The following is a 25,289-nucleotide window of genomic DNA, read 5'->3' on the forward strand; positions in this document are numbered from 1 at the left end:
TCAGGCCTCCAGGGGCGGGGCGAAAGCGGGCTCTCTCACCCCACCACCCGGGCGGGCGTCGCGCAGTGCACCTGGAAGGAGTCGTGAAAGGCGGGCGTCCACGGGCCCGGCGGCGGTACGTTTCTGCTGTGCCCTGGTAAGGGGTCAGTTCTCCTCGTGGGCGACCGCGCGGCGCGCGTCCGCGTCCAGGACGCCCCAGCTGATCAGCTGCTCGGTGAGGACCGAGGGGGACTGGTCGTAGATGACGGCGAGCGTGCGCAGGTCGTCCTGACGGATCGACAGCACCTTGCCGTTGTAGTCGCCGCGCTGCGACTGGATCGTCGCCGCGTAGCGCTGGAGCGGGCCCGCCTTCTCCTGCGGGACGTGGGCCAGGCGCTCCAGATCGAGGACCAGCTTCGGCGGCGGCTCGGCGGCGCCGCCCGGAGTGGTGCCCGGCAGGAGCTCCTGCACCGGCACCCCGTAGAAGTCCGCCAGCTCGGCAAGACGCTGCACGGTCACCGCACGGTCTCCGCGCTCGTACGAGCCGACCACGACCGCCTTCCAGCGGCCCTGGGACTTCTCCTCCACCCCGTGGAGGGAGAGACCCTGCTGGGTGCGGATGGCGCGGAGTTTGGCCCCGAGCTGCTTTGCGTATTCGCTGGACATAACGCTCCCGGACGCTGTGACGACATGCGGCTGCGCCGCGCGGCTGGTAACTCACTGTGAGGTTACGCAGCGTTACACCCACCCGTCAAGCCGAATGGTCCGTACCGCCCCCTCCCGAGGGACGGCGCCCGGAGGGGCGGCAGGGGTGCGCGGGACCGGGGCTCCCACCCCTGGTAGAGTGAACGGCGCAAATCCGACGTCCTTTAAGAGCCGTCCCGTGAGGCGGAGAAGGAGGTCCGTTCACCATGGACACCCAGCAGCAGTACGGCGACGACGCGCGGCCCGTTCTCGAGGCCCCGGACATCGCGCGGGTCCTGACCCGCATCGCCCACGAGATCGTCGAGCGCGCCAAGGGCGCCGACGACGTGGTCCTCCTCGGCATCCCCACCCGCGGCGTCTTCCTCGCCCGCCGGCTCGCCGAGAAGCTCGAATCGATCACCGGCACCAAGATCCCGGTCGGATCCCTCGACATCACCATGTACCGGGACGACCTGCGGATGAAGCCCGCCCGCGCCATCGGCCGCACCGAGATCCCCGGTGACGGCGTCGACGGCCGCCTCGTCGTCCTCGTCGACGACGTCCTCTTCTCCGGCCGCACCATCCGCGCCGCCCTCGACGCCCTCGGCGACATCGGCCGCCCGCGCGCCGTCCAGCTCGCGGTCCTCGTCGACCGCGGCCACCGCGAGCTCCCGATCCGCGCCGACTACGTCGGAAAGAACCTCCCCACGTCGCTGCGGGAGACGGTCAAGGTCCAGCTCGCCGAGGAAGACGGTCGCGACACCGTCCTGCTCGGCAGCAAGCCCGTCTCCTAGCCGGACCGGCACCCCCGACGGGGCCGGGGCACAGCCCTGCGCACCCGCATGCCCTCACCCTCCCACCACGGAGCGAAACCCCGATGATGCGTCACCTCATCTCGGCCGCCGACCTCACCCGCGACGACGCCGTCCAGATCCTCGACACCGCCGAGGAGATGGCCCGGGTGGCCGACCGGCCCATCAAGAAGCTGCCGACCCTGCGCGGCCGGACCATCTGCAACCTCTTCTTCGAGGACTCCACCCGCACCCGGATCTCCTTCGAGGCCGCCGAGAAGCGCCTCTCCGCCGACGTGATCAACTTCGCGGCCAAGGGCTCCAGCGTCTCCAAGGGCGAGTCCCTCAAGGACACCGCGCAGACCCTGGAGGCCATGGGCGTCGACGCGGTCGTCATCCGGCACAGCGCCTCCGGCGCCCCGTACCGGCTCGCCACCTCCGGCTGGATCGACGCCCCCGTCATCAACGCCGGCGACGGCACCCACCAGCACCCCACCCAGGCCCTCCTCGACGCCTTCACCATGCGCCGCCGCCTCGTCGGCCGCGACGCCGGCCTCGGCCAGGACCTCGCCGGCAAGCGCATCACCCTCGTGGGCGACGTCCTGCACAGCCGGGTCGCCCGCTCCAACGTCGACCTGCTCCACACCCTCGGCGCCGAGGTCACCCTGGTGGCCCCGCCCACCCTGGTCCCCGTCGGCGTCGAGACCTGGCCCTGCGACATCTCGTACGACCTCGACAGCGTGCTGCCGAAGTCCGACGCGGTGATGATGCTGCGTGTGCAGCGCGAGCGGATGAACGCCGCCTTCTTCCCGACCGAGCGCGAGTACTCGCGCCGCTACGGGCTCGACGGCGAGCGGATGGCGAAGATGCCCGAGCACGCCATCGTCATGCACCCCGGTCCCATGGTCCGCGGCATGGAGATCACCGCCGAGGTCGCCGACTCCGACCGCTGCACGGTCGTCGAGCAGGTCGCCAACGGCGTCTCGATCCGGATGGCCGTCCTCTACCTGCTGCTCGGCGGCAACGACTCCGCCGCCCCCGCCACCCCCGCCCGTACCGAGGAGAGCAAGTAACCATGAGCAAGACCCTTATCCGCGGTGCGAAGGTCCTCGGCGGCGACGTCCAGGACGTCCTCATCGACGGCGAGACCATCGCCCAGGTCGGGACGGGCCTCTCCGCCGAGGGCGCGACCGTGATCGAGGCCGACGGCCGGATCCTGCTGCCCGGCCTGGTCGACCTCCACACCCACCTGCGCGAGCCCGGCCGCGAGGACTCCGAGACCGTCCTCACCGGCACCCGCGCCGCCGCCTCCGGCGGCTACACCGCCGTCTTCGCCATGGCCAACACCCACCCGGTCGCCGACACCGCCGGCGTCGTCGAGCAGGTCTACCGCCTCGGCAAGGAGTCCGGCTACTGCGACGTCCAGCCCATCGGCGCCGTCACCGTCGGCCTGGAGGGCAAGAAGCTCGCCGAGCTCGGCGCCATGCACGACTCCGCCGCCGGCGTCACCGTCTTCTCCGACGACGGCAAGTGCGTCGACGACGCCGTGATCATGCGCCGCGCCCTGGAGTACGTGAAGGCCTTCGGCGGCGTCGTCGCCCAGCACGCCCAGGAGCCCCGCCTCACCGAGGGCGCCCAGATGAACGAGGGCGTCGTCTCCGCCGAGCTCGGCCTCGGCGGCTGGCCCGCCGTCGCCGAGGAGTCGATCATCGCCCGCGACGTCCTCCTCGCCGAGCACGTCGGCTCCCGCGTCCACATCTGCCACCTCTCCACCGCCGGCTCCGTCGAGATCGTCCGCTGGGCCAAGTCCCGCGGCATCGACGTCACCGCCGAGGTCACCCCGCACCACCTCCTCCTCACGGACGAGCTGGTCCGCTCGTACAACCCGGTCTACAAGGTCAACCCGCCGCTGCGCACCGAGAAGGACGTCCTCGCCCTGCGCGAGGCGCTGGCCGACGGCACGATCGACATCGTCGCCACCGACCACGCCCCGCACCCGCACGAGGACAAGGACTGCGAGTGGGCCGCGGCCGCCATGGGCATGGTCGGCCTGGAGACCGCCCTCTCCGTCGTCCAGCAGACGATGGTCGAGACCGGCCTCCTCGACTGGGCCGGCGTCGCCGACCGGATGTCCTTCGCCCCTGCCCGCATCGGACGGGCCCAGGGCCACGGACGCCCCGTCTCGGCAGGTGAGCCCGCGAACCTGACGCTGGTCGATCCGGCTTACCGTGGTGTCGTGGACCCCGCGGACTTCGCCTCCCGCAGCCGCAACACCCCCTACGAGGGCCGTGAGCTGCCGGGACGCGTCACCCACACCTTCCTGCGGGGCCGGGCAACGGTCGTGGACGGGAAGCTGGCGTGACACCACTCATCGCAATCGCCGCAGAGGCTGCCGAGCAGAAGTCGGCGGAGGTGACCGACTGGGCCGGGCGGCTCGGCTGGGTCGCCGGACTGCTCCTCTTCGTCGCCTTCGTCTACTGGCTCATGCGCCAGGGATGGAAGTGGCGCGGCAGCCTCCAGTCCGACCTCCCCGCCCTCCCCACCGCGCCGGAGTCCGCCGGTGAGGCGACACTGACTCTCAGCGGGCGCTACCACGGGTCCACGACCGCCGGGCAGTGGCTCGACCGGATCGTCGCCCACGGCCTCGGCACCCGCAGCCGCGCCGAGCTCACGCTCACCGACGCCGGGATCGAGGTCGTCCGCCCCGGGGCGAACGACTTCTTCGTACCGGCAGCCGCCCTGCGCGGCGCCCGCCTCGACAAGGGCATCGCAGGCAAGGTCCTCACCGAGGGCGGGCTCCTGATCATCACCTGGGAGCACGGCGGCAAGCTGCTCGACTCCGGCTTCCGCTCCGACCGGGCGGCCGAGCACACCGCCTGGGTCGAGGCCCTCAACTCCATGAACGCCGTATCCACCACGACGGAAGGCATCGCACGATGACGACCTCCACCAGGGGAGCCGCCAAGGTTCCCGCCGTACTCGTCCTGGAGGACGGCCGCATCTTCCGCGGCCGCGCCTACGGGGCCGTGGGGGAGACCTTCGGCGAGGCCGTGTTCTCCACCGGCATGACCGGCTACCAGGAGACCCTCACCGACCCGTCGTACCACCGGCAGGTCGTGGTCATGACCGCCCCCCACGTCGGCAACACCGGCGTCAACGACGAGGACCCCGAGTCCGGCCGCATCTGGGTCTCCGGCTACGTCGTCCGCGACCCCGCCCGCGTCTCGTCCAACTGGCGCTCCCGGCGCTCGCTGGACGAGGAGCTGCGCGATCAGGGCGTCGTCGGCATCCAGGGCATCGACACCCGCGCCCTCACCCGCCACCTGCGCGAGAGCGGCGCCATGCGCGTCGGCATCTTCTCCGGCAGCGCGCTCCCCGACGAGGGCACCATGCTCGCCGAGGTCCGCCAGCAGCCCGAGATGAAGGGCGCGAACCTCTCCGCCGAGGTCGCCACCCAGGAGACGTACGTCGTCCCCGCGATCGGCGAGAAGAAGTTCACCGTCGCCGCCGTCGACCTCGGCATCAAGGGCATGACCCCGCACCGGATGGCCGAACGCGGCATCGAGGTCCACGTCCTGCCCGCCACCGCCACCGCCGAGGACGTCTACGCCGTCCAGCCCGACGGCGTGTTCTTCTCCAACGGCCCCGGCGACCCGGCCACCGCCGACGGACCCGTCTCCGTCATGCAGGCCGTCCTGGAGCGCAAGACGCCCCTGTTCGGCATCTGCTTCGGCAACCAGATCCTCGGCCGTGCCCTCGGCTTCGGCACCTACAAGCTGAAGTACGGCCACCGCGGCATCAACCAGCCGGTCCAGGACCGCACCACGGGCAAGGTCGAGGTCACCGCGCACAACCACGGCTTCGCCGTCGACGCGCCCCTCGACAAGGTCTCCGAGACCCCCTTCGGGCGGGTCGAGGTCTCCCACGTCTGCCTGAACGACAACGTCGTGGAAGGCCTCCAGCTGCTCGACCAGCCGGCCTTCTCCGTCCAGTACCACCCCGAGGCGGCCGCGGGCCCGCACGACGCCGCGTACCTCTTCGACCGCTTCGTGACCCTCATGGAGGCCGAGCGTGCCTAAGCGCACCGATATCCAGTCCGTCCTGGTCATCGGCTCCGGCCCGATCGTCATCGGCCAGGCCGCAGAGTTCGACTACTCCGGCACCCAGGCCTGCCGCATCCTCAAGGCCGAGGGCCTGCGGGTGATCCTGGTCAACTCCAACCCGGCCACGATCATGACCGACCCGGAGATCGCCGACGCCACCTACGTCGAGCCGATCACCCCCGAGTTCGTCGAGAAGATCATCGCCAAGGAGCGCCCCGACGCCCTCCTGCCCACCCTCGGCGGCCAGACCGCGCTCAACACCGCGATCTCCATGCACGAGCAGGGCGTCCTCGAGAAGTACGGCGTCGAGCTCATCGGCGCCAACGTCGAGGCCATCCACAAGGGCGAGGACCGCGACCTCTTCAAGGGCGTCGTCGAGGCCGTCAAGGCCAAGATCGGATACGGCGAGTCCGCCCGCTCCGTCATCTGCCACTCCATGGACGACGTCCTCAAGGGCGTCGAGACGCTCGGCGGCTACCCCGTCGTCGTCCGCCCCTCCTTCACCATGGGCGGCGCCGGCTCCGGCTTCGCCCACGACGAGGAGGAGCTGCGCCGCATCGCCGGCCAGGGCCTGACGCTCTCCCCGACCACCGAGGTGCTCCTGGAGGAGTCCATCCTCGGCTGGAAGGAGTACGAGCTGGAGCTCATGCGCGACAAGAACGACAACGTCGTGGTCGTCTGCTCCATCGAGAACTTCGACCCGATGGGCGTCCACACCGGTGACTCGATCACCGTCGCCCCGGCGATGACGCTCACCGACCGCGAGTACCAGCGCCTGCGCGACATCGGCATCGCGATCATCCGCGAGGTCGGCGTCGACACCGGCGGCTGCAACATCCAGTTCGCGGTCAACCCGGACGACGGCCGGATCATCGTCATCGAGATGAACCCGCGCGTCTCCCGCTCCTCGGCGCTCGCCTCCAAGGCGACCGGCTTCCCGATCGCCAAGATCGCGGCCCGTCTCGCCGTCGGCTACACGCTGGACGAGATCCCGAACGACATCACGGAGAAGACCCCGGCGTCCTTCGAGCCCACGCTCGACTACGTCGTCGTCAAGGCCCCGCGCTTCGCCTTCGAGAAGTTCCCGCAGGCCGACTCCACCCTCACCACCACCATGAAGTCGGTCGGCGAGGCCATGGCCATCGGCCGCAACTTCACCGAGGCCCTCCAGAAGGCCCTGCGCTCCCTGGAGAAGAAGGGCTCGCAGTTCACCTTCACCGGCGAGCCCGGCGACAAGGCCGAACTGCTCCGCGAGTCGGTCCGCCCGACCGACGGCCGCATCAACACGGTCATGCAGGCCATCCGCGCCGGCGCCACCCCGCAGGAGGTCTTCGACGCCACGAAGATCGACCCCTGGTTCGTCGACCAGCTCTTCCTGATCAAGGAGATCGCCGACGACCTGGCCGCCGCCGAGAAGCTCGACCCCGAGCTGCTCGCCGAGGCCAAGCGCCACGGCTTCTCCGACGCCCAGATCGCCGAGATCCGCGGCCTGCGCGAGGACGTCGTCCGCGAGGTCCGGCACGCCCTCGGCGTCCGCCCCGTCTACAAGACGGTCGACACCTGCGCCGCCGAGTTCGCCGCCAAGACCCCGTACTTCTACTCGTCCTACGACGAGGAGACCGAGGTCGCCCCGCGCGAGAAGCCCGCGGTGATCATCCTGGGCTCCGGCCCGAACCGCATCGGCCAGGGCATCGAGTTCGACTACTCCTGCGTCCACGCCTCCTTCGCCCTGAGCGACGCCGGCTACGAGACCGTGATGGTCAACTGCAACCCGGAGACCGTCTCGACGGACTACGACACCTCCGACCGCCTGTACTTCGAGCCGCTGACGCTGGAAGACGTGCTGGAGATCGTCCACGCCGAGACCCTCGCAGGACCCGTCGCCGGTGTCGTCGTCCAGCTCGGCGGCCAGACCCCGCTGGGCCTGTCGCAGGCGCTCAAGGACAACGGCGTGCCGGTCGTCGGCACCTCCCCGGAGGCCATCCACGCCGCCGAGGACCGCGGCGCCTTCGGCCGCGTCCTCGCCGAGGCCGGGCTCCCCGCGCCGAAGCACGGCACCGCGACCACCTTCGCCGGCGCCAAGGCCATCGCCGACGAGATCGGCTACCCCGTCCTCGTACGCCCCTCGTACGTGCTCGGCGGCCGCGGCATGGAGATCGTGTACGACGAGGCCCGCCTGGAGTCGTACATCGCCGAGTCCACCGAGATCAGCCCCACCCGGCCGGTCCTGGTCGACCGCTTCCTCGACGACGCCATCGAGATCGACGTCGACGCGCTCTACGACGGCGAGGAGCTCTACCTCGGCGGCGTCATGGAGCACATCGAGGAGGCCGGCATCCACTCCGGCGACTCGGCCTGCGCCCTGCCCCCGATCACCCTCGGCGGCTTCGACATCAAGCGCCTGCGCGCCTCCACCGAGGCCATCGCCAAGGGCGTCGGCGTCCGCGGACTGATCAACATCCAGTTCGCCATGGCCGGCGACATCCTCTACGTCCTGGAGGCCAACCCGCGCGCCTCCCGGACCGTCCCCTTCACCTCGAAGGCGACCGCCGTGCCGCTCGCGAAGGCCGCCGCCCGCATCTCGCTCGGCGCCACCATCGCCGAGCTGCGCGCCGAGGGCCTGCTGCCGAAGAACGGCGACGGCGGCACCCTGCCGCTCGACGCGCCGATCTCCGTCAAGGAGGCCGTGATGCCGTGGTCGCGCTTCCGCGACGTGCACGGCCGCGGCGTCGACACCGTCCTCGGCCCGGAGATGCGCTCCACCGGCGAGGTCATGGGCATCGACGCGGTCTTCGGCACGGCCTACGCCAAGTCGCAGGCCGGCGCCTACGGCCCGCTGCCCACCAAGGGTCGCGCGTTCATCTCGGTCGCCAACCGCGACAAGCGCTCGATGATCTTCCCAGCCCGCGAGCTCGTCGCCCACGGCTTCGAGCTGCTCGCCACCTCCGGCACCGCCGAGGTCCTCAAGCGGAACGGCATCAACGCCACGGTCGTCCGCAAGCTCAGCGAGGGCGAGGGCCCGAACGGCGAGAAGACCATCGTCCAGCTCATCCACGACGGCCAGGTCGACCTGATCGTCAACACCCCGTACGGCACCGGCGGCCGCCTCGACGGCTACGAGATCCGTACGGCCGCGGTGGCGCGCAGCGTCCCCTGCCTCACCACGGTCCAGGCACTCGCCGCGGCCGTCCAGGGCATCGAGGCGCTGGGCCACGGCGACGTCGGCGTCCGTTCGCTCCAGGAGCACGCGGAGCACCTGACCGCGGCCCGCGACTAGCAGCCCGTACGAGGAGGGGGACACCGGCAGGACCTGCGGTGTCCCCCTCGTCATGACCTGGAGCCACAGCATGTACAAGTTCTTCTTCGATCTGGTCTTCAAGCGCATGGACCCCGAGAAGGCCCACTACATGGCCTTCCGCTGGATCCGCCTCGCCGCCCGGACCCCCGTCCTGCGCACTCTCGTCGCGGCCGTCCTCGACCCCCGCCACAAGTCGCTGCGCGTCGAGGCCCTGGGCCTCCGCATGCACGGCCCCTTCGGACTCGCGGCCGGCTTCGACAAGAACGCCGTCGCCATCGACGGCATGTCGATGCTCGGCTTCGACCACGTCGAGATCGGCACCGTCACCGGCGAGGCCCAGCCCGGCAACCCCAAGAAGCGCCTCTTCCGGCTCGTCCCGGACCGCGCCCTGATCAACCGCATGGGCTTCAACAACGAGGGCTCCGCCGCCGTCGCCGCCCGCCTCGCCGCCCGCAACCCCGTCTTCAAGACGGTCGTCGGCGTCAACATCGGCAAGACCAAGGTCGTCCCCGAGGCCGAGGCCGCCGCCGACTACGTGAAGTCCACCGAGCGCCTCGCCGCCCACGCCGACTACCTCGTCGTCAACGTCTCCTCCCCGAACACCCCCGGGCTGCGCAACCTCCAGGCCACCGAGTCCCTCCGCCCGCTGCTCACGGCCGTCCGCGAGGCCGCCGACCGCACAGTCACCGGCCGCCGGGTCCCCCTCCTGGTCAAGATCGCCCCCGACCTGGCCGACGAGGACGTCGACGCGGTCGCCGACCTGGCCCTGGAGCTCGGCCTCGACGGCATCATCGCCACCAACACCACCATCGCGCGCGAGGGTCTCGGCCTGAAGTCCGACCCCGCCCTGATCAAGGAGACCGGCGGTCTGTCCGGCGCGCCCGTCAAGGAGCGCTCCCTGGCCGTCCTGCGCCGCCTCCACGCGCGCGTGGGCGACCGCCTGGTCCTGGTGGGCGTCGGCGGCATCGAGAACGCCGAGGACGCCTGGCAGCGCATCCTCGCCGGCGCCACCCTCGTCCAGGGCTACAGCGCCTTCATCTACGAGGGCCCGTTCTACGCCCGCGCGATCCACAAGGGCCTCGCGGCGCGCCTCGCGGCCTCCCCGTACGCCACCCTCGCCGAGGCCGTCGGCGCCGACAACCGAAAGGCCACGACCAAGTGACTCTCTCCTTCGGCACCCGCCTGCGCTCCGCCATGGACGAGCGCGGCCCCCTCTGCGTCGGCATCGACCCGCACGCCGCCCTGCTGGACTCCTGGGGCCTGACCGACGACATCGCCGGCCTGGAGCGCTTCACCTTCACCGTCGTCGAGGCCCTCGCCGAGACCGTGGCCGTCTTCAAGCCGCAGTCCGCCTTCTTCGAGCGCTTCGGTTCGCGCGGCATCGCCGTCCTGGAGCGCGCCACCGCCGATCTGCGCGCGGCCGGCGGCCTGGTCGTCATGGACGCCAAGCGCGGCGACATCGGCTCCACCATGGCCGCGTACGCGGAGACCTTCCTGCGCAAGGACTCCCCGCTCTTCTCCGACGCGCTGACGGTCTCCCCGTACCTCGGCTACGGCGCCCTGAAGCCCGCCGTCGACCTGGCCCGGGAGTCCGGCGCCGGCCTCTTCGTACTGGCCCTCACCTCCAACCCGGAGGGCGCCGAGGTCCAGCGGGCGGTCCGCGAGGACGGCCGCACCATCGGCGCGACCATGCTCGCCCACCTCGCCGAGGAGAACGCGGGGGAGACCCCGATGGGCTCCTTCGGCGCGGTCGTCGGCGCCACCCTCGGCGACCTGTCCTCCTTCGACCTGGACATCAACGGGCCGCTCCTCGCCCCCGGCATCGGCGCCCAGGGCGCGACCCCCGCCGACCTCCCGGCCGTCTTCGGCGCGGCGGTCGGCAACGTCGTCCCGAACGTCAGCCGCGGGGTCCTGCGCAACGGCCCGGACGTGGCCGCCCTGCGGGACTCGGCGCACCGCTACGCGGACGAGATCCGCGCGGCCGTCGCCGGCTGACGCGTCTCCCGGACAATCCGCAGGTCGGAGCGGATGGGGCGCCCGGTGGTGAGCCGTCTCACTCTTTGACGAAAACTTGGCTCAAAACCGGGTCAATATGCCGGAAAAGTCCTGGTCGGTCGATGCTGACCAGGACTTTTCCGCTGTTCTCGCTGACTGGAGCGGTCTCGGCCGCTAGTCTCCGGGGCAGAGCAGGCGTTCAACGGCCACTCCGTTGATCGTTGCTCCACTGGTGTGGGGCGTCCAGGTTCCTCACCGGTCCGTATCCGACAGATCGACATCCGAGGTGACGTAGGCGTGGCTCTTCCGCCCCTTACCCCTGAACAGCGCGCAGCCGCGCTCGAGAAGGCCGCCGCGGCTCGCCGGGAGCGGGCCGAGGTCAAGAATCGACTCAAGCACTCCGGCGCCTCCCTCCACGAGGTCATCAAGAGCGGCCAGGAGAACGACGTCATCGGCAAGATGAAGGTCTCCGCGCTGCTCGAGTCGCTGCCCGGCGTCGGCAAGGTCCGCGCCAAGCAGATCATGGAGCGCCTCGGCATCTCCGAGAGCCGTCGCGTCCGTGGTCTCGGCTCCAACCAGATCGCCTCCCTGGAGCGCGAGTTCGGCAGCACCGGAGCCTGACCCGGCGGCCGGCCCGGCCTCCGATCCGGGGCATGCGTCCCGGGCACGCCGGTGAAGCTGGAATAATCGCTGCATGGCAGCAGAGGTACGTCCGCGGTTGACCGTGCTCTCCGGCCCCTCAGGGGTCGGCAAGAGCACGGTCGTCGCTCATATGCGCAAGGTCCACCCCGAGGTCTGGCTCTCGGTGTCGGCGACGACTCGGAAGCCCCGCCCCGGCGAGAAGCACGGCGTCCACTACTTCTTCGTCACGGACGACGAGTTCGACAAGCTGATCGCCAACGGTGAGCTCCTCGAGTGGGCCGAGTTCGCGGGCAACCGCTACGGCACCCCCCGCGGCGCCGTCCTCGAGCGTCTTGACGCCGGCGAGCCCGTGCTCCTGGAGATCGACCTCCAGGGCGCCCGCCAGGTGAAGGACTCCATGCCGGAGTCCCAGCTGGTCTTCCTGGCCCCGCCGAGCTGGGAGGAGCTGGTCCGCCGCCTCACCGGCCGCGGCACCGAGTCGCCCGAGGTCATCGAGCGCCGGCTGGAGGCCGCGAAGGTCGAGCTGGCCGCCGAGTCGGAGTTCGACACCACCCTCGTCAACACCTCCGTCGAGGACGTCGCACGCGAGCTGCTAACGTTGATGCACGTTGTCTGATCTTTTTTCCATCTTCGGAAGGTAGAGCGTGTCCTCTTCCATCACCGCGCCCGAGGGCATCATCAACCCGCCGATCGACGAGCTGCTCGAGGCCACGGACTCGAAGTACAGCCTCGTGATCTACGCGGCCAAGCGCGCGCGTCAGATCAACGCGTACTACTCCCAGCTCGGCGAGGGCCTGCTGGAGTACGTGGGTCCGCTCGTCGACACCCACGTCCACGAGAAGCCGCTCTCGATCGCCCTGCGCGAGATCAACGCGGGTCTGCTGACGTCCGAGGCCATCGAGGGCCCCGCGCAGTAAGCACGTAGCGCTTGTAACGCTTGTCACCACAGGCCCGGCGGAACATCCGCCGGGCCTGTGGTGTCTCATGGAGTCGTACGCATCCGAGCGCGCATCCGAGCCTTCAGGGGAGCAGTGACAGTCGTGGCCAAGCCGAAGGTCGTCCTGGGCGTGAGCGGCGGCATCGCCGCCTACAAGGCGTGCGAGCTGCTGCGCCGGCTGACCGAGTCGGGCCACGACGTGCGCGTCGTGCCCACCGACTCCGCCCTCCACTTCGTCGGCGCCGCCACCTGGTCCGCGCTCTCCGGCAACCCGGTCTCCACCGAGGTGTGGGAGTCCGTCCACGAGGTCCCGCACGTGCGGATCGGCCAGGCCGCCGACCTCGTCGTCGTCGCCCCCGCCACCGCCGACATGCTCGCCAAGGCCGCCCACGGCCTCGCGGACGACCTGCTCACCAACACGCTGCTCACCGCGCGCTGTCCGGTCGTCTTCGCCCCCGCCATGCACACCGAGATGTGGGAGCACCCGGCGACCCAGGAGAACGTGGCCACCCTGCGCCGCCGCGGCGCCGTCGTCATCGAGCCGGCCGTCGGCCGCCTCACCGGCGTCGACACCGGCAAGGGCCGGCTCCCCGAGCCGGGGGAGATCTTCGAGGTCTGCAAGAGGATCCTGGCCCGCGGCACCGCGGCGCCCGACCTCGCCGGACGCCACGTCGTGGTCAGCGCGGGCGGCACCCGCGAGCCCCTCGACCCCGTCCGCTACCTCGGCAACCGCTCCTCGGGGAAGCAGGGCTACGCCCTCGCGAAGGCCGCCGCCGCCCGCGGCGCCCGGGTCACCCTCGTCGAGGCGAACACCGGCATCGCCGACCCCGCCGGAGTCGACGTGGTCCACGTCGGCACCGCCGTCCAGCTCCGCGAGGCCGTCCTCAAGGCGGCCGCCGACGCCGACGCGGTCGTGATGGCCGCCGCCGTCGCCGACTTCCGCCCGGCCGTCTACGCGCCGGGGAAGATCAAGAAGACGGACGACGGGGGCGCGCCCACGATCGAACTCGTCCGCAACCCCGACATCCTCGCCGAGCTCTCCGCCGACCGAGCCCTGCCCGGCCAGGTGGTCGTCGGTTTCGCCGCCGAGACCGACGACGTCCTCGCCAACGGACGCGCCAAGCTCGCCCGGAAGGGCTGCGACCTCCTCGTCGTCAACGAGGTGGGGGAACGGAAGACCTTCGGCTCCGAGGAGAACGAGGCCGTCGTCCTCGCGTCGGACGGCGCCGAGACCCCCGTACCGTACGGGCCGAAGGAAGCGCTCGCCGAGACGGTCTGGGACCTGGTCCTGCCGCGGCTGCGCCCCGCGACCTGACGCATCCTCGCCGCCTCCGCGGCGCTGCGCCCCCGCCGCTTCCGGGGGCGCGAACCGGCCCCGGGGAGGCGCGAAACACCGCCTGACGAGTGATTCGCGCCCCACCCGCGTGGGCAGGTCTGCCTTGCCGGAGGCCGGTTCCGCCCGTCCACCGGCATTCGCCAGGCGAGACACCTGGTCCATTGCACGACCACGACCGATAGACTGTTCGTGGAACGTCGCGGGGCGCAGCCCCCTGCCGGTCCGCGTCACGAGTAGCCAGCAGCCGCTGCAACCCCAGGGAGCGTTGTGTCCCGTCGTCTGTTCACCTCGGAGTCCGTCACCGAGGGGCACCCCGACAAGATCGCTGACCAGATCAGCGACACCATTCTCGACGCGCTGCTGCGCGAGGACCCCACCTCGCGCGTCGCCGTCGAGACGCTGATCACCACCGGTCTGGTGCACGTCGCCGGTGAGGTGACCACCAAGGCGTGGGCGGACATCCCGACCCTCGTCCGGAACAAGATCCTCGAGATCGGTTACGACTCCTCGAAGAAGGGCTTCGACGGCGCCTCCTGCGGCGTGTCGGTGTCCATCGGATCCCAGTCCCCGGACATCGCCCAGGGCGTGGACACCGCGTACGAGAAGCGGGTCGAGGGCGACGAGGACGAGCTCGACAAGCAGGGCGCCGGCGACCAGGGCCTGATGTTCGGCTACGCGTCGGACGAGACCCCCGAGCTGATGCCGCTGCCGATCCACATCGCGCACCGGCTCTCCCGCCGCCTCACCGAGGTCCGCAAGAACGGGACCATCCCGTACCTGCGTCCCGACGGCAAGACCCAGGTCACCATCGAGTACGACGGCGACAAGGCCGTCCGCCTCGACACGGTCGTCGTCTCCTCGCAGCACGCCTCGGACATCGACCTCGAGTCGCTGCTCGCGCCCGACATCCGCGAGTTCGTCGTCGAGCACGTCCTCAAGCAGCTCGTCGAGGACGGCATCAAGCTCGACACCGACGGCTACCGCCTGCTCGTGAACCCGACCGGCCGCTTCGAGATCGGCGGCCCGATGGGCGACGCCGGCCTCACCGGCCGCAAGATCATCATCGACACCTACGGCGGCATGGCCCGCCACGGCGGCGGCGCCTTCTCCGGCAAGGACCCGTCCAAGGTCGACCGCTCGGCCGCCTACGCCATGCGCTGGGTCGCCAAGAACGTCGTCGCCGCGGGCCTCGCCTCGCGCTGCGAGGTCCAGGTCGCCTACGCGATCGGCAAGGCCGAGCCCGTCGGCCTCTTCGTCGAGACCTTCGGCACCAACACCGTCGAGACCGAGAAGATCGAGAACGCCATCGGCGAGGTCTTCGACCTCCGCCCGGCCGCGATCATCCGCGACCTCGACCTGCTCCGCCCGATCTACTCCCAGACCGCCGCCTACGGCCACTTCGGCCGCGAGCTGCCGGACTTCACCTGGGAGCGCACGGACCGCGTGGACGCCCTGCGGCAGGCCGCCGGCCTCTAGGCCCGGACGTACGCGACCGAAGCCCGGTACCCCTCGCGGGGTGCCGGGCTTCGGCCATGTCCGGCTGTCGGTGGCGTCTGGTAGGTATGGGGCTGTGAGCAGCGAGAACGAGAAGTCCGACGAGCCCGAGCAGCTCGCGCTCATCCGGGAGACCGTCCGGAAGGCGAAGGTGCCGCGGGCCAAGCCGCGGACGTGGCGGGGGGCCGCGCTGGCCAAGGAGCTGCCGGTCGCGCGGGTCGTCGTGAACAAGGGGGCGCTCCACCTCGACCAGTTCTTCGACTACGCGGTCCCCGAAGAGCTGGACGAGGCCGCCCGGCCCGGGGTGCGGGTGCGGGTGCGGTTCGGGGCGGGGGCCCACCAGGTCAAGAACGGGCGGCGCGAGGGCGGCCGGCTCATCGACGGGTTCCTCGTCGAGCGGCGGGCCGCCTCGGACTACTCCGGGCCGCTGGCCGCGCTCGCCGACGTCGTCTCGCCCGAGCCGGTGCTCGGGCCCGAGTTGCTCGGCCTCGCCCGGGCCGTCGCCGACCGGTACGCGGGCAGCCTCGCCGACGTGCTCCAGCTCGCCGTGCCGCCGCGCAGCGCCAAGGCGGAGGACCGGCCCTCGCCCGCGCCGCTGCCGCCGCCGCGGCCCCCGGAGCCGGGGAGCTGGACGCGGTACGAGCGCGGGCCGGCGTTCCTGGACTCCCTCGCGCGCGGCGGGGCGCCCCGCGCCGTCTGGAACGCGCTGCCGGGCCCGTACTGGGCCCAGGAGATCGCCCGTGCCGTCGCCGCCACCCTCGCCTCCGGACGCGGCGCGCTCGTCGTCGTCCCCGACGGGCGGGCCGCCGGCCGGGTCGACGCGGCGCTGACCGAGGTCCTGGGGGAGGGGCGGCACGCGCTGCTCACCGCCGAGGCGGGCCCCGAGAAGCGGTACGAGCAGTGGCTCGCCGTCCGGCGCGGTGCCGTGCGGGCCGTCGTAGGCACCCGGGCGGCCATGTTCGCGCCCGTACGGGACCTCGGGCTCGCCGTCATCTGGGACGACGGCGACGGCAGCCACAGCGAACCGCACGCCCCGCAGCCCCACGCCCGCGAGGTGCTGCTGCTGCGCGCCGCCCACGACCGGTGCGCCTTCCTGCTCGGCTCCACCAGCTGCACCGTCGAGGCCGCGCAGCTCGTCGAGTCCGGCTGGGCCCAGCCCCTCGTGGCCGGGCGCGACCAGGTGCGGATCGCCGCGCCGCTCGTGCGGACCGTCGGCGACACCGACCTCGCCCGCGACGAGGCCGCGCGGGCCGCCCGACTGCCCACGCTCGCCTGGCAGGTGGTCCGGGAGGGCCTCAGGACCGGGCCGGTGCTCGTCCAGGTCCCCCGCCGGGGATACGTGCCGAGGCTGGCCTGCGAGCGCTGCCGCACGCCCGCCCGCTGCCGGCACTGCGCCGGGCCCCTGGAAGCCCCCGAGCAGCAGGAGCTGCGGTGCGGCTGGTGCGGCCGCGGCGCCCCCGACTGGCACTGCGCGGAGTGCGGCTCGACCCGTCTGCGGGCCCAGGTGGTCGGAGCCCGGCGGACCGCGGAGGAGCTCGGCCGGGCGTTCCCCGCCGTCCCCGTACGGACCTCCGGACGCGACCACGTCCTGGACAGCGTGCCCGGACGCCCCGCGCTCGTCGTCTCCACCCCCGGAGCCGAGCCCGTCGCCGAGGGCGGCTACGCGGCCGCGCTGCTCCTCGACGGCTGGGCCATGCTCGGCCGGCCCGACCTGCGCGCGGGCGAGGACGCGCTGCGCCGCTGGATCGACGCGGCCGCGTTGGTCCGCGGCCAGGCCGAGGGCGGCACCGTCGTCGTGGTCGCCGAACCGACCCTCCGGCCCGTCCAGGCGCTCGTCCGCTGGGACCCGGCCGGGCACGCCCGGCGGGAGCTGGCCGAGCGGGCCGAGCTGGGCTTCCCGCCGGTCTCCCGGATGGCCGCCGTGACCGGGCCGCCGGAAGCCGTCGAGGGCTTCCTCGCGGCGGCCGGGCTCCCCGCCGACGCCGAGGTCCTCGGGCCCGTACCGCTGCCCGTCGTCCGCCCGGGCGGGCCCCGCAGGCCCGGCGACCCGCCGCCGGGCGAGCAGTGGGACCGGGCCCTGGTCCGGGTCCCGCCGGGCAGCGGCGCGGCCCTCGCGACCTCGCTCAAACAGGCCCGGGCCGGGCGCCTCGCGCGGGGCGGCGGGGACCCGGTGCGGATCCGCGTGGACCCGCCGGACATCGGCTGACGGGGCCCGTCAAACGCCACGGCCGCCCGTCCCCGGTGGGGCGGGCGGCCGTGCGGCGCTCGGCGGTCAGGCGTTGCGCGGGCCGGGGAAGGCCGACGGGCGCGGGTCCTCGCGGAGGGCGGAGCTGCCCGAGGTGGGCTGCGGCGGCATCGAACGGGCGGCGGGAACCGAGGGGAGCGCGCGGGCCGCGCCCGGCTCCACCGAGTGGTCCTGGTCCACGGCCGCGCCCGGCTGGGGCGCGCGCCGGGCGCCGTAGCGGCGGTGGACGGCCTGCTTGGTGACCCCGAGCGCGGAACCCACCGCGTCCCAGGAGAACCCGAGCGAGCGGTCGAAGTCGACCGCCGCGGTCACCAGGGTCTCGACGCTGTCCCGCAGCTCCTGGGCGAGACGTACGGTCGGGGCGGGCGCGCGCCCGTAGACGACGAAGCCCGTGGACGGGCCGGAGCGGCGAGGGCGGTAGACATTGCCCAGCTGGGCCGTGAGCGTGCGCAGTGCGTCCACCTGCCGCCGGACCCGCTCGATGTCCCGCACCAACAGATGCAGACTTGCCCGGGCTTGGGCGTCGTGGGTTGCGTGGTCGGCCATGTGAAAGCCTCTCGAACCGGCGTTTAAGGGGGCGGGCCGCGGAGGGGGGAACAGCGGCCCGATTCGGTCAATCTCTCTTGACCAACGCGCCACCGGGAGTTGGGTCACGCTGCGGGGGCGTACACGCATATGCGCGGGGCGCTCGCCCTCCCGTACGCCCCCGGGGGCGTCGTGCGGGCCGGGCCGGGCTCCCGGCGTCCTGCGACCCCGTCTCCCGCGTTGTCGTCAGTCGACGACGCTCCGCGTCGCCTCCCTCCTCCGCCTTGGATCCGGGGCCCCAGGACGCCGCTCGCTGATCCGGCCCGGCCCGCACGACGCCCCCTTCGTCGTGGGCGCCTAGACTGGTGCGCTGCCCACAACGCCCCCGGAGAGACAGGCAGTCGCCACCCATGAAGCTCGTCTTCGCAGGCACCCCCGAGGTCGCCGTTCCCGCCCTGGACGCCCTGCTCGCCTCCGGGCGGCACGAGGTGGCAGCCGTGGTCACCCGGCCGGACGCACCGGCGGGGCGCGGCCGGCGGCTCGTCGCCAGCCCGGTCGCGCAGCGGGCCGAGGAGGCGGGCATCGAGGTCCTGAAGCCGGCCAGGCCGCGCGACGAGGAGTTCCTCGCCCGCCTGCGGGAGATCGCGCCGGACTGCTGCCCGGTCGTCGCCTACGGCGCGCTGCTGCCCAAGGTCGCGCTCGACATCCCCGCCCGCGGCTGGGTCAACCTGCACTTCTCGCTGCTGCCCGCCTGGCGGGGCGCGGCGCCCGTCCAGCACTCCCTGATGGCCGGCGACCAGGTGACGGGCGCCTCCACCTTCCTCATCGAGGAGGGCCTCGACTCCGGCCCGGTCTACGGCGTCGTCACCGAGGACATCCGCCCGACCGACACCAGCGGCGACCTGCTCACCCGGCTCGCCTTCGCGGGCGCCGGACTGCTCGCCGCGACCATGGACGGCATCGAGGACGGCACGCTCCAGGCCGTCCCGCAGCCGGTCGAGGGCGTCACCCTCGCCCCGAAGATCCAGGTCGAGGACGCCCACGTCGACTTCGCCGCCCCCGCGCTCCGGGTGGACCGCGTGGTCCGCGGCTGCACCCCGGCCCCCGGCGCCTGGACCGTCTTCCGCGGCGAGCGCCTCAAGCTCATCCAGGTCACCCCCCTCCCGGACCGCACCGAGCTCGCCCCGGGCGAGCTCGCCGTCGGCAAGAACAACGTGTACGCGGGCACCGGCTCGTACGCCGTCGAACTCCTCTGGGTCCAGCCCCAGGGCAAGAAGCCGATGAAGGCCGCCGACTGGGCCCGGGGCGTCCGGATCGCCCCGGGCGAGCGGCTGGGGGCGTAGGGCGCGGGGCACGGGCGGTTCCGCGGGCGACGTAGGCTGGGAGCGTTCGACCCCTCATTTCGTCACGCGGAGCACCTTTGAGCGAGCAGGCACGTCGCCGTCCCCCCAAGCCCTACCGGCGGCCCCAGAAGGACCCCGTCCGGATACTCGCCTTCGAGGCGCTGAGGGCGGTGGACGAGCGGGACGCCTACGCGAACCTGGTGCTGCCGCCGCTGCTCAAGAAGGCCCGGGAGAAGGGCGACTTCGACGGGCGGGACGCGGCGCTCGCGACCGAGCTCGTGTACGGGACGCTGCGCCGCCAGGGCACGTACGACGCGATCATCGCGGCCTGCATCGACCGGCCGTTGCGCGAGGTCGACCCGCCCGTGCTCGACGTCCTCTCGCTCGGCGCCCACCAGCTCCTGGGCACCCGGATCCCGACCCACGCCGCCGTCTCCGCCAGCGTCGAGCTGGCCCGGGTGGTGCTCGGCGACGGACGCGCCAAGTTCGTGAACGCCGTGCTGCGGAAGATCTCGCAGCAGGACCTCGACGCCTGGGTGGAGCAGGTCGCCCCGCCGTACGACAAGGACGCCGAGGACCACCTCGCCGTCGTCCACTCGCACCCCCGCTGGGTCGTCTCCGCGCTGTGGGACGCCCTGGGCGGCGGCCGCGCCGGGATCGAGAGCCTGCTGGAGGCCGACAACGAGCGGCCCGAGGTCACCCTCGTCGCCCGGCCCGGCCGGGTCACCACCGAGGAACTGGCCGCCACGGCCGAGACCGAGCCAGGCCGCTGGTCGCCGTACGCCCTGCGGATGGCCGAGGGCGGCGAGCCCGGCGCCATCGAGGCGGTCAAGGAGGGCCGGGCCGGCGTCCAGGACGAGGGCAGCCAGCTCGTCGCCATCGCCCTCGCCAACGCGCCCCTGGAAGGCTCCGACACCCGCTGGCTCGACGGCTGCGCGGGCCCCGGCGGCAAGGCAGCGCTGCTCGCCGCGCTCGCCTCCGAACGGGGCGCGGCGCTCCTCGCCTCAGAGAAGCAGCCGCACCGCGCCCGCCTCGTCGAGCGCGCCCTCGCCGGCAACCCCGGCCCGTACCAGGTGATCGCCGCCGACGGCACCCGCCCGCCGTGGCGCCCCGGCTCCTTCGACCGGGTCCTCATGGACGTGCCGTGCTCCGGTCTCGGCGCCCTGCGCCGCCGCCCCGAGGCCCGCTGGCGCCGCCGCCCCGAGGACCTGGACGGCTTCGCCCCGCTTCAGCGCGCCCTGCTCACCGAGGCGCTCGGCGCGGTGCGCGTCGGGGGCGTGGTGGGGTACGCGACCTGCTCGCCGCATCTCGCCGAGACCCGCGTGGTCGTCGACGACGTCCTCAAGAAGGTCGGCGGCGCCGAGCTGATCGACGCCCGGCCGCTGCTGCCCGGCGTCCCGGAGCTCGGCAACGGCCCGGACGTCCAGCTGTGGCCGCATCTGCACGGTACGGACGCCATGTATCTGGCGCTGCTGCGCCGGACCGCCTGAAACCGGGGCCCCGAGGTCCGTCCGACCGTTCGATCGTCTGACCGTGATCTCCCGGTCTGTACGGGTCCGGACTCGTCCTTTCGTACCGAAATTGGTCTGGACCGGATCTGAAACCGCTCAGCGGCAAAGAAGTGCCCAAGAACGTGGGAGGCTTGGCTCATGGCGCAGATCAACCCCAGCATCCTGTCCGCGGACTTCGCCCGGCTCGCCGATGAGGCGAAGGCCGTCGGCGGCGCGGACTGGCTGCACGTCGACGTGATGGACAACCACTTCGTCCCCAACCTGACGCTGGGCGTCCCGATCGTGGAGTCGCTGGCCCGCGCGACGGACACCCCGCTCGACTGCCACCTGATGATCGAGGACCCCGACCGCTGGGCCCCGCAGTACGTGGAGGCGGGCGCCGGCTCGGTGACCTTCCACGTCGAGGCCGCCGCGGCGCCGGTCCGGCTCGCCCGGGAGATCCGGGCCAAGGGCGCGCGCGCCTCGATGGCGCTCAAGCCGGCCACGCCCATCGAGCCGTACGAGGACCTGCTCCCCGAGCTCGACATGCTGCTCATCATGACCGTCGAGCCCGGCTTCGGCGGCCAGGCCTTCCTCGACATCATGCTCCCCAAGATCCGCCGGACCCGTGAACTGATCTCCAAGCACGGTCTGGAGCTGTGGCTCCAGGTCGACGGCGGGGTCGCCGAGTCCACGATCGAGCGGTGCGCCGAGGCCGGCGCCGACGTCTTCGTCGCGGGTTCCGCGGTGTACGGAGCGGCGGATCCGGCCGCGGCCGTCGCCTCGCTCAGGGCCCGCGCCGAGGCCGCGACCGCCTCCGCCGCGTGGGCGTGTGGCCACTGAGCCACCGGCGGATGAACGCGGTCCGTCGGGCCGCCGACAGGACTGATCAAGGCCCGCCGGATCTGACAGGATGAACGGCGAGTCCAGAGTGTGAACGACATCGGTATGTGACTTCCGTACGTGAACAGCGGTACGCGAACAGCAGTGAGGAGATCGCGGTGGCGGGTATGTCGGCGGGACGGTCAGCCCTGCGGATGGGCCCCGCGGAGCTGGTGCAGGCGGCGGCCATGGCCCGCCGCTTCTACCTCGAGGGCAAGTCCAAGATCCAGATCGCCGAGGAGTTCGGCGTGAGCCGCTTCAAGGTGGCCCGGGTCCTGGAGACCGCCCTGGAGCGCGACCTCGTGCGGATCGAGATCCGCGTACCGGCCGAGCTGGACGCCGAGCGCTCCGACGCGCTCCGCGCCCGCTACGGGCTCCGCCACGCCGTCGTCGTCGAGTCCCCGGCGGAGGGCGACGACGAGTCGCCCGACCCGGAGAACCTCGGCGAGGTCGCGGCCGACCTGCTCGGCGAACTCGTCACCGAGGGCGACGTCCTCGGCCTGGCCTGGGGCCGCTCCACCATCCACATGGCGGCGGCCCTCGACCGGCTGCCGCCCTGCACGGTCGTCCAGCTCACCGGTGTGTACGACGCCGGGACCGCCGAGCGCGGCTCCGTCGAGGCCGTCCGGCGAGCCGCCCAGGTCTCCGGCGGCGAGGCCCACCCCATCTACGCGCCCATGCTGCTGCCCGACCCGGCGACCGCGGCCGCGCTGCGCAGCCAGACCGGCATCGCGCGGGCCTTCGAGTACTTCGACAAGGTCACCGTCGCCTGCGTCTCCATCGGCTCCTGGGAGCCCGGCATCTCGACCGTCCACGACATGCTCTCCGACGCCGAGCGCGCCCACTACGCCTCGCTGGGCGTCGCCGCCGAGATGTCCGCGCACCTCTTCGACACCGAGGGGCGCCGGGTCGGCCGCGACCTCGGCGAGCGCTGCATCACCGTCGAGGCGGACCGGCTGCGCCGGATCCCCGAGGTCGTGGCGATCGCCGGCGGCCAGCGCAAGGCCGCCGCGATCGGGGCGGTGCTCCGCTCCGGACTCGTCACCAGCCTGGTCACCGACCGCGCCGCCGCGGACTACCTGCTCACCGAGTCCAGCCCGGGCACGCACCCGGCGCTCGAGCGCAGGGACCCCGACGGCAACTGAGCGAAGCCGCGCGGCGGCAGGGGCCGGAGCCATCCCGTAACGGTACGTTCGGGACATGCTGCTCCGGCCCCCGCGCGTGCTCCTCGCGCTCGTCCTCGCCGTCTTCCTGGCCGGCTGCTCCTCGGCGGGCGGCGGCGCCGCCCCCGTGGCCCGGGCCCCGACCCGTACGACCGCGGCCGCGCCCACCGGCACCTCGGGGCTCCCCACCGTACGGGCGTCGCAGCTGCCTCCCGAGGCGCGGAGGACGCTCGGCCTCATCGCGCGCGGCGGCCCCTTCCCGTACGCCAGGGACGGCGCCGTCTTCTCGAACTTCGAGCGCGTCCTGCCCCGGCGCGAACGCGGGTACTACCACGAGTACACGGTGAGGACCCCCGGCGAGCGCGACCGGGGCGCCCGGCGCATCGTCACCGGACGGAGCGGGGAGACGTACTACACGGACGACCACTACGAGACGTTCCGGGAGGTGGTCGCGGATGAGGATCGATGACGCCGTCGTCCTCGACCTGCACGGGGTCACCGACAAGACCGCCTTCATGAACCGCTGCGTGCGCGCGCTGCCGCTGCCCATCTGGTTCGGCCGCAACTGGGACGCCCTCGCCGACTCCCTCGCCGATATGCGCGAACCCATGGCGGTCGTCGTGACCGGCTGGCAGGCTTATGCCGAGGCCAGTCCCCAGGACTGGGCCATCGCCCAGGAGGTCTTCTCGGCGGCGGCCCGGGCCAGCTCCAAAGGCCTCGCGGTCCTCCTCTCGCTCGGCCATTTGGAGGATCCGACAGCACCCCCTGCCCAAGGCTCGGACGATTCGCCCGCACCGCCTGCGCCACCCCCCGTGGGACAATGAACTACGTGCTTTTTCCCCTGGCTGAAATGCCTAGGGGCCGATCCGAACGACTGGGATGTCAGCACGTGCGTTTCCTCAATGACGTCAAGCCGCCCTACGACCTGACGTACGACGATGTGTTCATGGTGCCGAGCCGCTCGGCCGTCGGCTCCCGTCAGGCCGTGGACCTCTCCTCCCCGGACGGGACCGGGACGACGATCCCGCTCGTCGTGGCCAACATGACCGCCATCGCCGGCCGCCGGATGGCCGAGACCGTCGCCCGCCGCGGCGGCCTGGTCGTCATCCCGCAGGACATCCCGATCGAGGTCGTCACCGACGTCATCTCGTGGGTGAAGAGCCGCCACCACGTGCTGGACACCCCGATCGTCCTGGAGCCGCACCAGACCGTCGCCGACGCGCTCTCCCTGCTCCCGAAGCGCGCCCACGACGCCGGTGTCGTCGTCGACGAGAACCGCCGCCCGGTGGGCGTCGTCACCGACGCCGACCTCTCCGGCGTGGACCGCTTCACGCAGCTCTCCGAGGTCATGTCCAGGGACCTGCTGCTCCTGGACGCCGACATCGACCCGCGCGAGGCCTTCAACACCCTCGACGCCCACAACCGGCGCTACGCCCCGGCCGTGGACGCGGACGGCAAGCTCGTCGGCATCCTCACCCGCAAGGGCGCCCTGCGCGCGACCCTGTACTCCCCGGCCGTCGACGCCAAGGGCCGGCTCCGCATCGCCGCCGCCGTCGGCATCAACGGCGACGTGGCCGGCAAGGCCAAGCAGCTGCTCGACGCGGGCGTCGACACGCTCGTCATCGACACCGCGCACGGCCACCAGGAGTCGATGATCAGCGCGATCCGCACCGTGCGCGCGCTCGACCCGCAGGTCCCGATCGTCGCGGGCAACATCGTCGCCGCCGAGGGCGTCAAGGACCTCATCGAGGCGGGCGCGGACATCATCAAGGTCGGCGTCGGCCCCGGCGCCATGTGCACCACCCGCATGATGACCGGCGTCGGCCGGCCGCAGTTCTCCGCCGTCCTGGAGTGCGCCGCCGAGGCGAAGAAGTACGGCAAGCACGTCTGGGCCGACGGCGGTGTCCGTCACCCGCGCGACGTCGCCATGGCGCTCGCCGCCGGCGCGTCCAACGTGATGATCGGCTCCTGGTTCGCCGGCACGTACGAGTCCCCGGGCGACCTCCAGCACGACGCCAAGGGCCGTGCCTACAAGGAGTCCTTCGGCATGGCCTCGGCCCGCGCCGTCCGCAACCGGACCTCCGACGAGTCCGCCTACGACCGCGCCCGCAAGGCGCTGTTCGAGGAGGGCATCTCCACCTCGCGCATGTTCCTCGACCCGCAGCGTCCGGGCGTCGAGGACCTGATCGACTCGATCATCGCGGGCGTCCGCTCCTCCTGCACCTACGCCGGTGCGGCCTCGCTCGCCGAGTTCGAGGAGAAGTCGGTGGTCGGCATCCAGTCCGCGGCGGGCTACGCCGAGGGCAAGCCGCTGCACGCCAGCTGGAGCTAGTCCGTAGTTGCCGGCCGTGGGCCCCCGGGACTTCCGTCCCGGGCTCCGAC

At 72.4% G+C, this 25,289-nt stretch carries 23 protein-coding genes; 21 read left to right on the forward strand and 2 right to left on the reverse strand.

Features of this window, described 5'->3' with window-relative positions; all coding sequences use genetic code 11:
• Window positions 1-144: 144 nt before the first annotated feature.
• Window positions 145-645, reverse strand: coding sequence for a transcriptional regulator BldD (gene bldD, locus ABZ318_RS29850; protein WP_015032294.1), 501 nt, complete (start codon window positions 643-645; stop codon window positions 145-147).
• Between the two features lie 245 nt (window positions 646-890).
• Here bldD and pyrR point away from each other — a divergent pair, with 245 nt between their 5' ends.
• The 14 genes from pyrR (at window position 891) to ABZ318_RS29920 (ending at window position 17,465) form a co-directional block, all read left to right on the forward strand.
• The gene (gene pyrR, locus ABZ318_RS29855) at window positions 891-1,457 is read left to right on the forward strand and encodes a bifunctional pyr operon transcriptional regulator/uracil phosphoribosyltransferase PyrR (protein ID WP_356905561.1); all 567 of its coding nucleotides are present in this window, start codon (window positions 891-893) and stop codon (window positions 1,455-1,457) included.
• Window positions 1,458-1,540: 83 nt separating this feature from the next.
• Window positions 1,541-2,527 (forward strand): aspartate carbamoyltransferase catalytic subunit, encoded by a 987-nt coding sequence (locus ABZ318_RS29860; RefSeq protein ID WP_356905562.1) that lies wholly within the window; start codon window positions 1,541-1,543, stop codon window positions 2,525-2,527.
• Window positions 2,528-2,529: 2 nt separating this feature from the next.
• Window positions 2,530-3,816: a dihydroorotase gene (locus ABZ318_RS29865; RefSeq protein WP_356905563.1), complete on the forward strand. Its 1,287-nt coding sequence runs from the start codon at window positions 2,530-2,532 to the stop codon at window positions 3,814-3,816.
• Complete coding sequence (locus tag ABZ318_RS29870; protein ID WP_356905564.1) at window positions 3,813-4,394, forward strand: hypothetical protein; 582 nt, start codon at window positions 3,813-3,815, stop codon at window positions 4,392-4,394. Before ABZ318_RS29865 ends, ABZ318_RS29870 begins: the two co-directional genes overlap by 4 nt.
• Window positions 4,391-5,533, forward strand: a complete 1,143-nt coding sequence (carA, locus tag ABZ318_RS29875) for a glutamine-hydrolyzing carbamoyl-phosphate synthase small subunit (protein WP_356905565.1) — start codon at window positions 4,391-4,393, stop codon at window positions 5,531-5,533. The genes ABZ318_RS29870 and carA overlap by 4 nt, the downstream gene beginning before the upstream one ends.
• Window positions 5,526-8,834 carry a carbamoyl-phosphate synthase large subunit gene (gene carB / locus ABZ318_RS29880; RefSeq protein WP_356905566.1) on the forward strand — a complete coding sequence of 1,103 codons (3,309 nt, stop codon included), beginning with the start codon at window positions 5,526-5,528 and terminating at the stop codon, window positions 8,832-8,834. The genes carA and carB overlap by 8 nt, the downstream gene beginning before the upstream one ends.
• Before the next feature lie 70 nt (window positions 8,835-8,904).
• The gene (locus ABZ318_RS29885) at window positions 8,905-10,017 is read left to right on the forward strand and encodes a quinone-dependent dihydroorotate dehydrogenase (protein ID WP_356905577.1); all 1,113 of its coding nucleotides are present in this window, start codon (window positions 8,905-8,907) and stop codon (window positions 10,015-10,017) included.
• Window positions 10,014-10,850: an orotidine-5'-phosphate decarboxylase gene (gene pyrF / locus ABZ318_RS29890; protein WP_123450329.1), complete on the forward strand. Its 837-nt coding sequence runs from the start codon at window positions 10,014-10,016 to the stop codon at window positions 10,848-10,850. Before ABZ318_RS29885 ends, pyrF begins: the two co-directional genes overlap by 4 nt.
• A gap of 297 nt (window positions 10,851-11,147) precedes the next feature.
• Window positions 11,148-11,471 (forward strand): integration host factor, encoded by a 324-nt coding sequence (locus tag ABZ318_RS29895; protein WP_030693098.1) that lies wholly within the window; start codon window positions 11,148-11,150, stop codon window positions 11,469-11,471.
• 73 nt (window positions 11,472-11,544) lie between these two features.
• Window positions 11,545-12,108 carry a guanylate kinase gene (gmk, locus tag ABZ318_RS29900; RefSeq protein WP_356905567.1) on the forward strand — a complete coding sequence of 188 codons (564 nt, stop codon included), beginning with the start codon at window positions 11,545-11,547 and terminating at the stop codon, window positions 12,106-12,108.
• Between the two features lie 28 nt (window positions 12,109-12,136).
• Window positions 12,137-12,409, forward strand: coding sequence for a DNA-directed RNA polymerase subunit omega (rpoZ, locus tag ABZ318_RS29905; RefSeq protein WP_005319902.1), 273 nt, complete (start codon window positions 12,137-12,139; stop codon window positions 12,407-12,409).
• Between the two features lie 123 nt (window positions 12,410-12,532).
• Window positions 12,533-13,744: a bifunctional phosphopantothenoylcysteine decarboxylase/phosphopantothenate--cysteine ligase CoaBC gene (coaBC, locus tag ABZ318_RS29910; protein WP_356905568.1), complete on the forward strand. Its 1,212-nt coding sequence runs from the start codon at window positions 12,533-12,535 to the stop codon at window positions 13,742-13,744.
• 288 nt (window positions 13,745-14,032) lie between these two features.
• Complete coding sequence (gene metK, locus ABZ318_RS29915) at window positions 14,033-15,241, forward strand: methionine adenosyltransferase (protein WP_356905569.1); 1,209 nt, start codon at window positions 14,033-14,035, stop codon at window positions 15,239-15,241.
• Window positions 15,242-15,335: 94 nt separating this feature from the next.
• The gene (locus tag ABZ318_RS29920; protein ID WP_356905570.1) at window positions 15,336-17,465 is read left to right on the forward strand and encodes a primosomal protein N'; all 2,130 of its coding nucleotides are present in this window, start codon (window positions 15,336-15,338) and stop codon (window positions 17,463-17,465) included.
• A 66-nt stretch (window positions 17,466-17,531) separates the two neighbouring features.
• Here the strand turns inward: ABZ318_RS29920 and ABZ318_RS29925 are convergent, their stop codons facing one another.
• Window positions 17,532-18,050, reverse strand: coding sequence for a hypothetical protein (locus ABZ318_RS29925; RefSeq protein WP_356905571.1), 519 nt, complete (start codon window positions 18,048-18,050; stop codon window positions 17,532-17,534).
• 389 nt (window positions 18,051-18,439) lie between these two features.
• Between ABZ318_RS29925 and fmt the strand changes: the two genes are divergently transcribed.
• From fmt to ABZ318_RS29960, 7 genes are all read left to right on the forward strand, one after another.
• The gene (gene fmt / locus ABZ318_RS29930) at window positions 18,440-19,372 is read left to right on the forward strand and encodes a methionyl-tRNA formyltransferase (RefSeq protein ID WP_356905572.1); all 933 of its coding nucleotides are present in this window, start codon (window positions 18,440-18,442) and stop codon (window positions 19,370-19,372) included.
• A 77-nt stretch (window positions 19,373-19,449) separates the two neighbouring features.
• The gene (locus ABZ318_RS29935; RefSeq protein ID WP_356905573.1) at window positions 19,450-20,862 is read left to right on the forward strand and encodes a transcription antitermination factor NusB; all 1,413 of its coding nucleotides are present in this window, start codon (window positions 19,450-19,452) and stop codon (window positions 20,860-20,862) included.
• A 159-nt stretch (window positions 20,863-21,021) separates the two neighbouring features.
• The gene (gene rpe, locus ABZ318_RS29940; RefSeq protein ID WP_041128223.1) at window positions 21,022-21,705 is read left to right on the forward strand and encodes a ribulose-phosphate 3-epimerase; all 684 of its coding nucleotides are present in this window, start codon (window positions 21,022-21,024) and stop codon (window positions 21,703-21,705) included.
• Window positions 21,706-21,872: 167 nt separating this feature from the next.
• On the forward strand, window positions 21,873-22,889 hold the full coding sequence (locus ABZ318_RS29945; RefSeq protein ID WP_123450314.1) for a sugar-binding domain-containing protein: 1,017 nt from the start codon (window positions 21,873-21,875) through the stop codon (window positions 22,887-22,889).
• Window positions 22,890-22,944: 55 nt separating this feature from the next.
• Complete coding sequence (locus ABZ318_RS29950) at window positions 22,945-23,376, forward strand: ribonuclease domain-containing protein (RefSeq protein WP_356905574.1); 432 nt, start codon at window positions 22,945-22,947, stop codon at window positions 23,374-23,376.
• Window positions 23,363-23,731, forward strand: coding sequence for a barstar family protein (locus ABZ318_RS29955; protein ID WP_356905575.1), 369 nt, complete (start codon window positions 23,363-23,365; stop codon window positions 23,729-23,731). Before ABZ318_RS29950 ends, ABZ318_RS29955 begins: the two co-directional genes overlap by 14 nt.
• Before the next feature lie 65 nt (window positions 23,732-23,796).
• Window positions 23,797-25,239, forward strand: a complete 1,443-nt coding sequence (locus tag ABZ318_RS29960; protein WP_356905576.1) for a GuaB1 family IMP dehydrogenase-related protein — start codon at window positions 23,797-23,799, stop codon at window positions 25,237-25,239.
• Window positions 25,240-25,289: the final 50 nt, after the last annotated feature.

This window comes from Streptomyces sp. NPDC006197 (genome assembly GCF_040613865.1).
Taxonomy (GTDB): Bacteria; Actinomycetota; Actinomycetes; order Streptomycetales; family Streptomycetaceae; genus Streptomyces.

What these genes read in the sequence shown, in the direction of transcription:
- bldD (WP_015032294.1), bottom strand. Translation starts at nt 645, where the DNA reads ATGTCCAGCGAATACGCAAAGCAGCTCGGGGCCAAACTCCGCGCCATC.
- pyrR (WP_356905561.1), top strand. Translation starts at nt 891, where the DNA reads ATGGACACCCAGCAGCAGTACGGCGACGACGCGCGGCCCGTTCTCGAG.
- ABZ318_RS29860 (WP_356905562.1), top strand. Translation starts at nt 1,541, where the DNA reads ATGATGCGTCACCTCATCTCGGCCGCCGACCTCACCCGCGACGACGCC.
- ABZ318_RS29865 (WP_356905563.1), top strand. Translation starts at nt 2,530, where the DNA reads ATGAGCAAGACCCTTATCCGCGGTGCGAAGGTCCTCGGCGGCGACGTC.
- carA (WP_356905565.1), top strand. Translation starts at nt 4,391, where the DNA reads ATGACGACCTCCACCAGGGGAGCCGCCAAGGTTCCCGCCGTACTCGTC.
- ABZ318_RS29885 (WP_356905577.1), top strand. Translation starts at nt 8,905, where the DNA reads ATGTACAAGTTCTTCTTCGATCTGGTCTTCAAGCGCATGGACCCCGAG.
- gmk (WP_356905567.1), top strand. Translation starts at nt 11,545, where the DNA reads ATGGCAGCAGAGGTACGTCCGCGGTTGACCGTGCTCTCCGGCCCCTCA.
- ABZ318_RS29925 (WP_356905571.1), bottom strand. Translation starts at nt 18,050, where the DNA reads ATGGCCGACCACGCAACCCACGACGCCCAAGCCCGGGCAAGTCTGCAT.
- fmt (WP_356905572.1), top strand. Translation starts at nt 18,440, where the DNA reads ATGAAGCTCGTCTTCGCAGGCACCCCCGAGGTCGCCGTTCCCGCCCTG.
- rpe (WP_041128223.1), top strand. Translation starts at nt 21,022, where the DNA reads ATGGCGCAGATCAACCCCAGCATCCTGTCCGCGGACTTCGCCCGGCTC.
- ABZ318_RS29945 (WP_123450314.1), top strand. Translation starts at nt 21,873, where the DNA reads ATGTCGGCGGGACGGTCAGCCCTGCGGATGGGCCCCGCGGAGCTGGTG.
- ABZ318_RS29950 (WP_356905574.1), top strand. Translation starts at nt 22,945, where the DNA reads ATGCTGCTCCGGCCCCCGCGCGTGCTCCTCGCGCTCGTCCTCGCCGTC.
- ABZ318_RS29955 (WP_356905575.1), top strand. Translation starts at nt 23,363, where the DNA reads ATGAGGATCGATGACGCCGTCGTCCTCGACCTGCACGGGGTCACCGAC.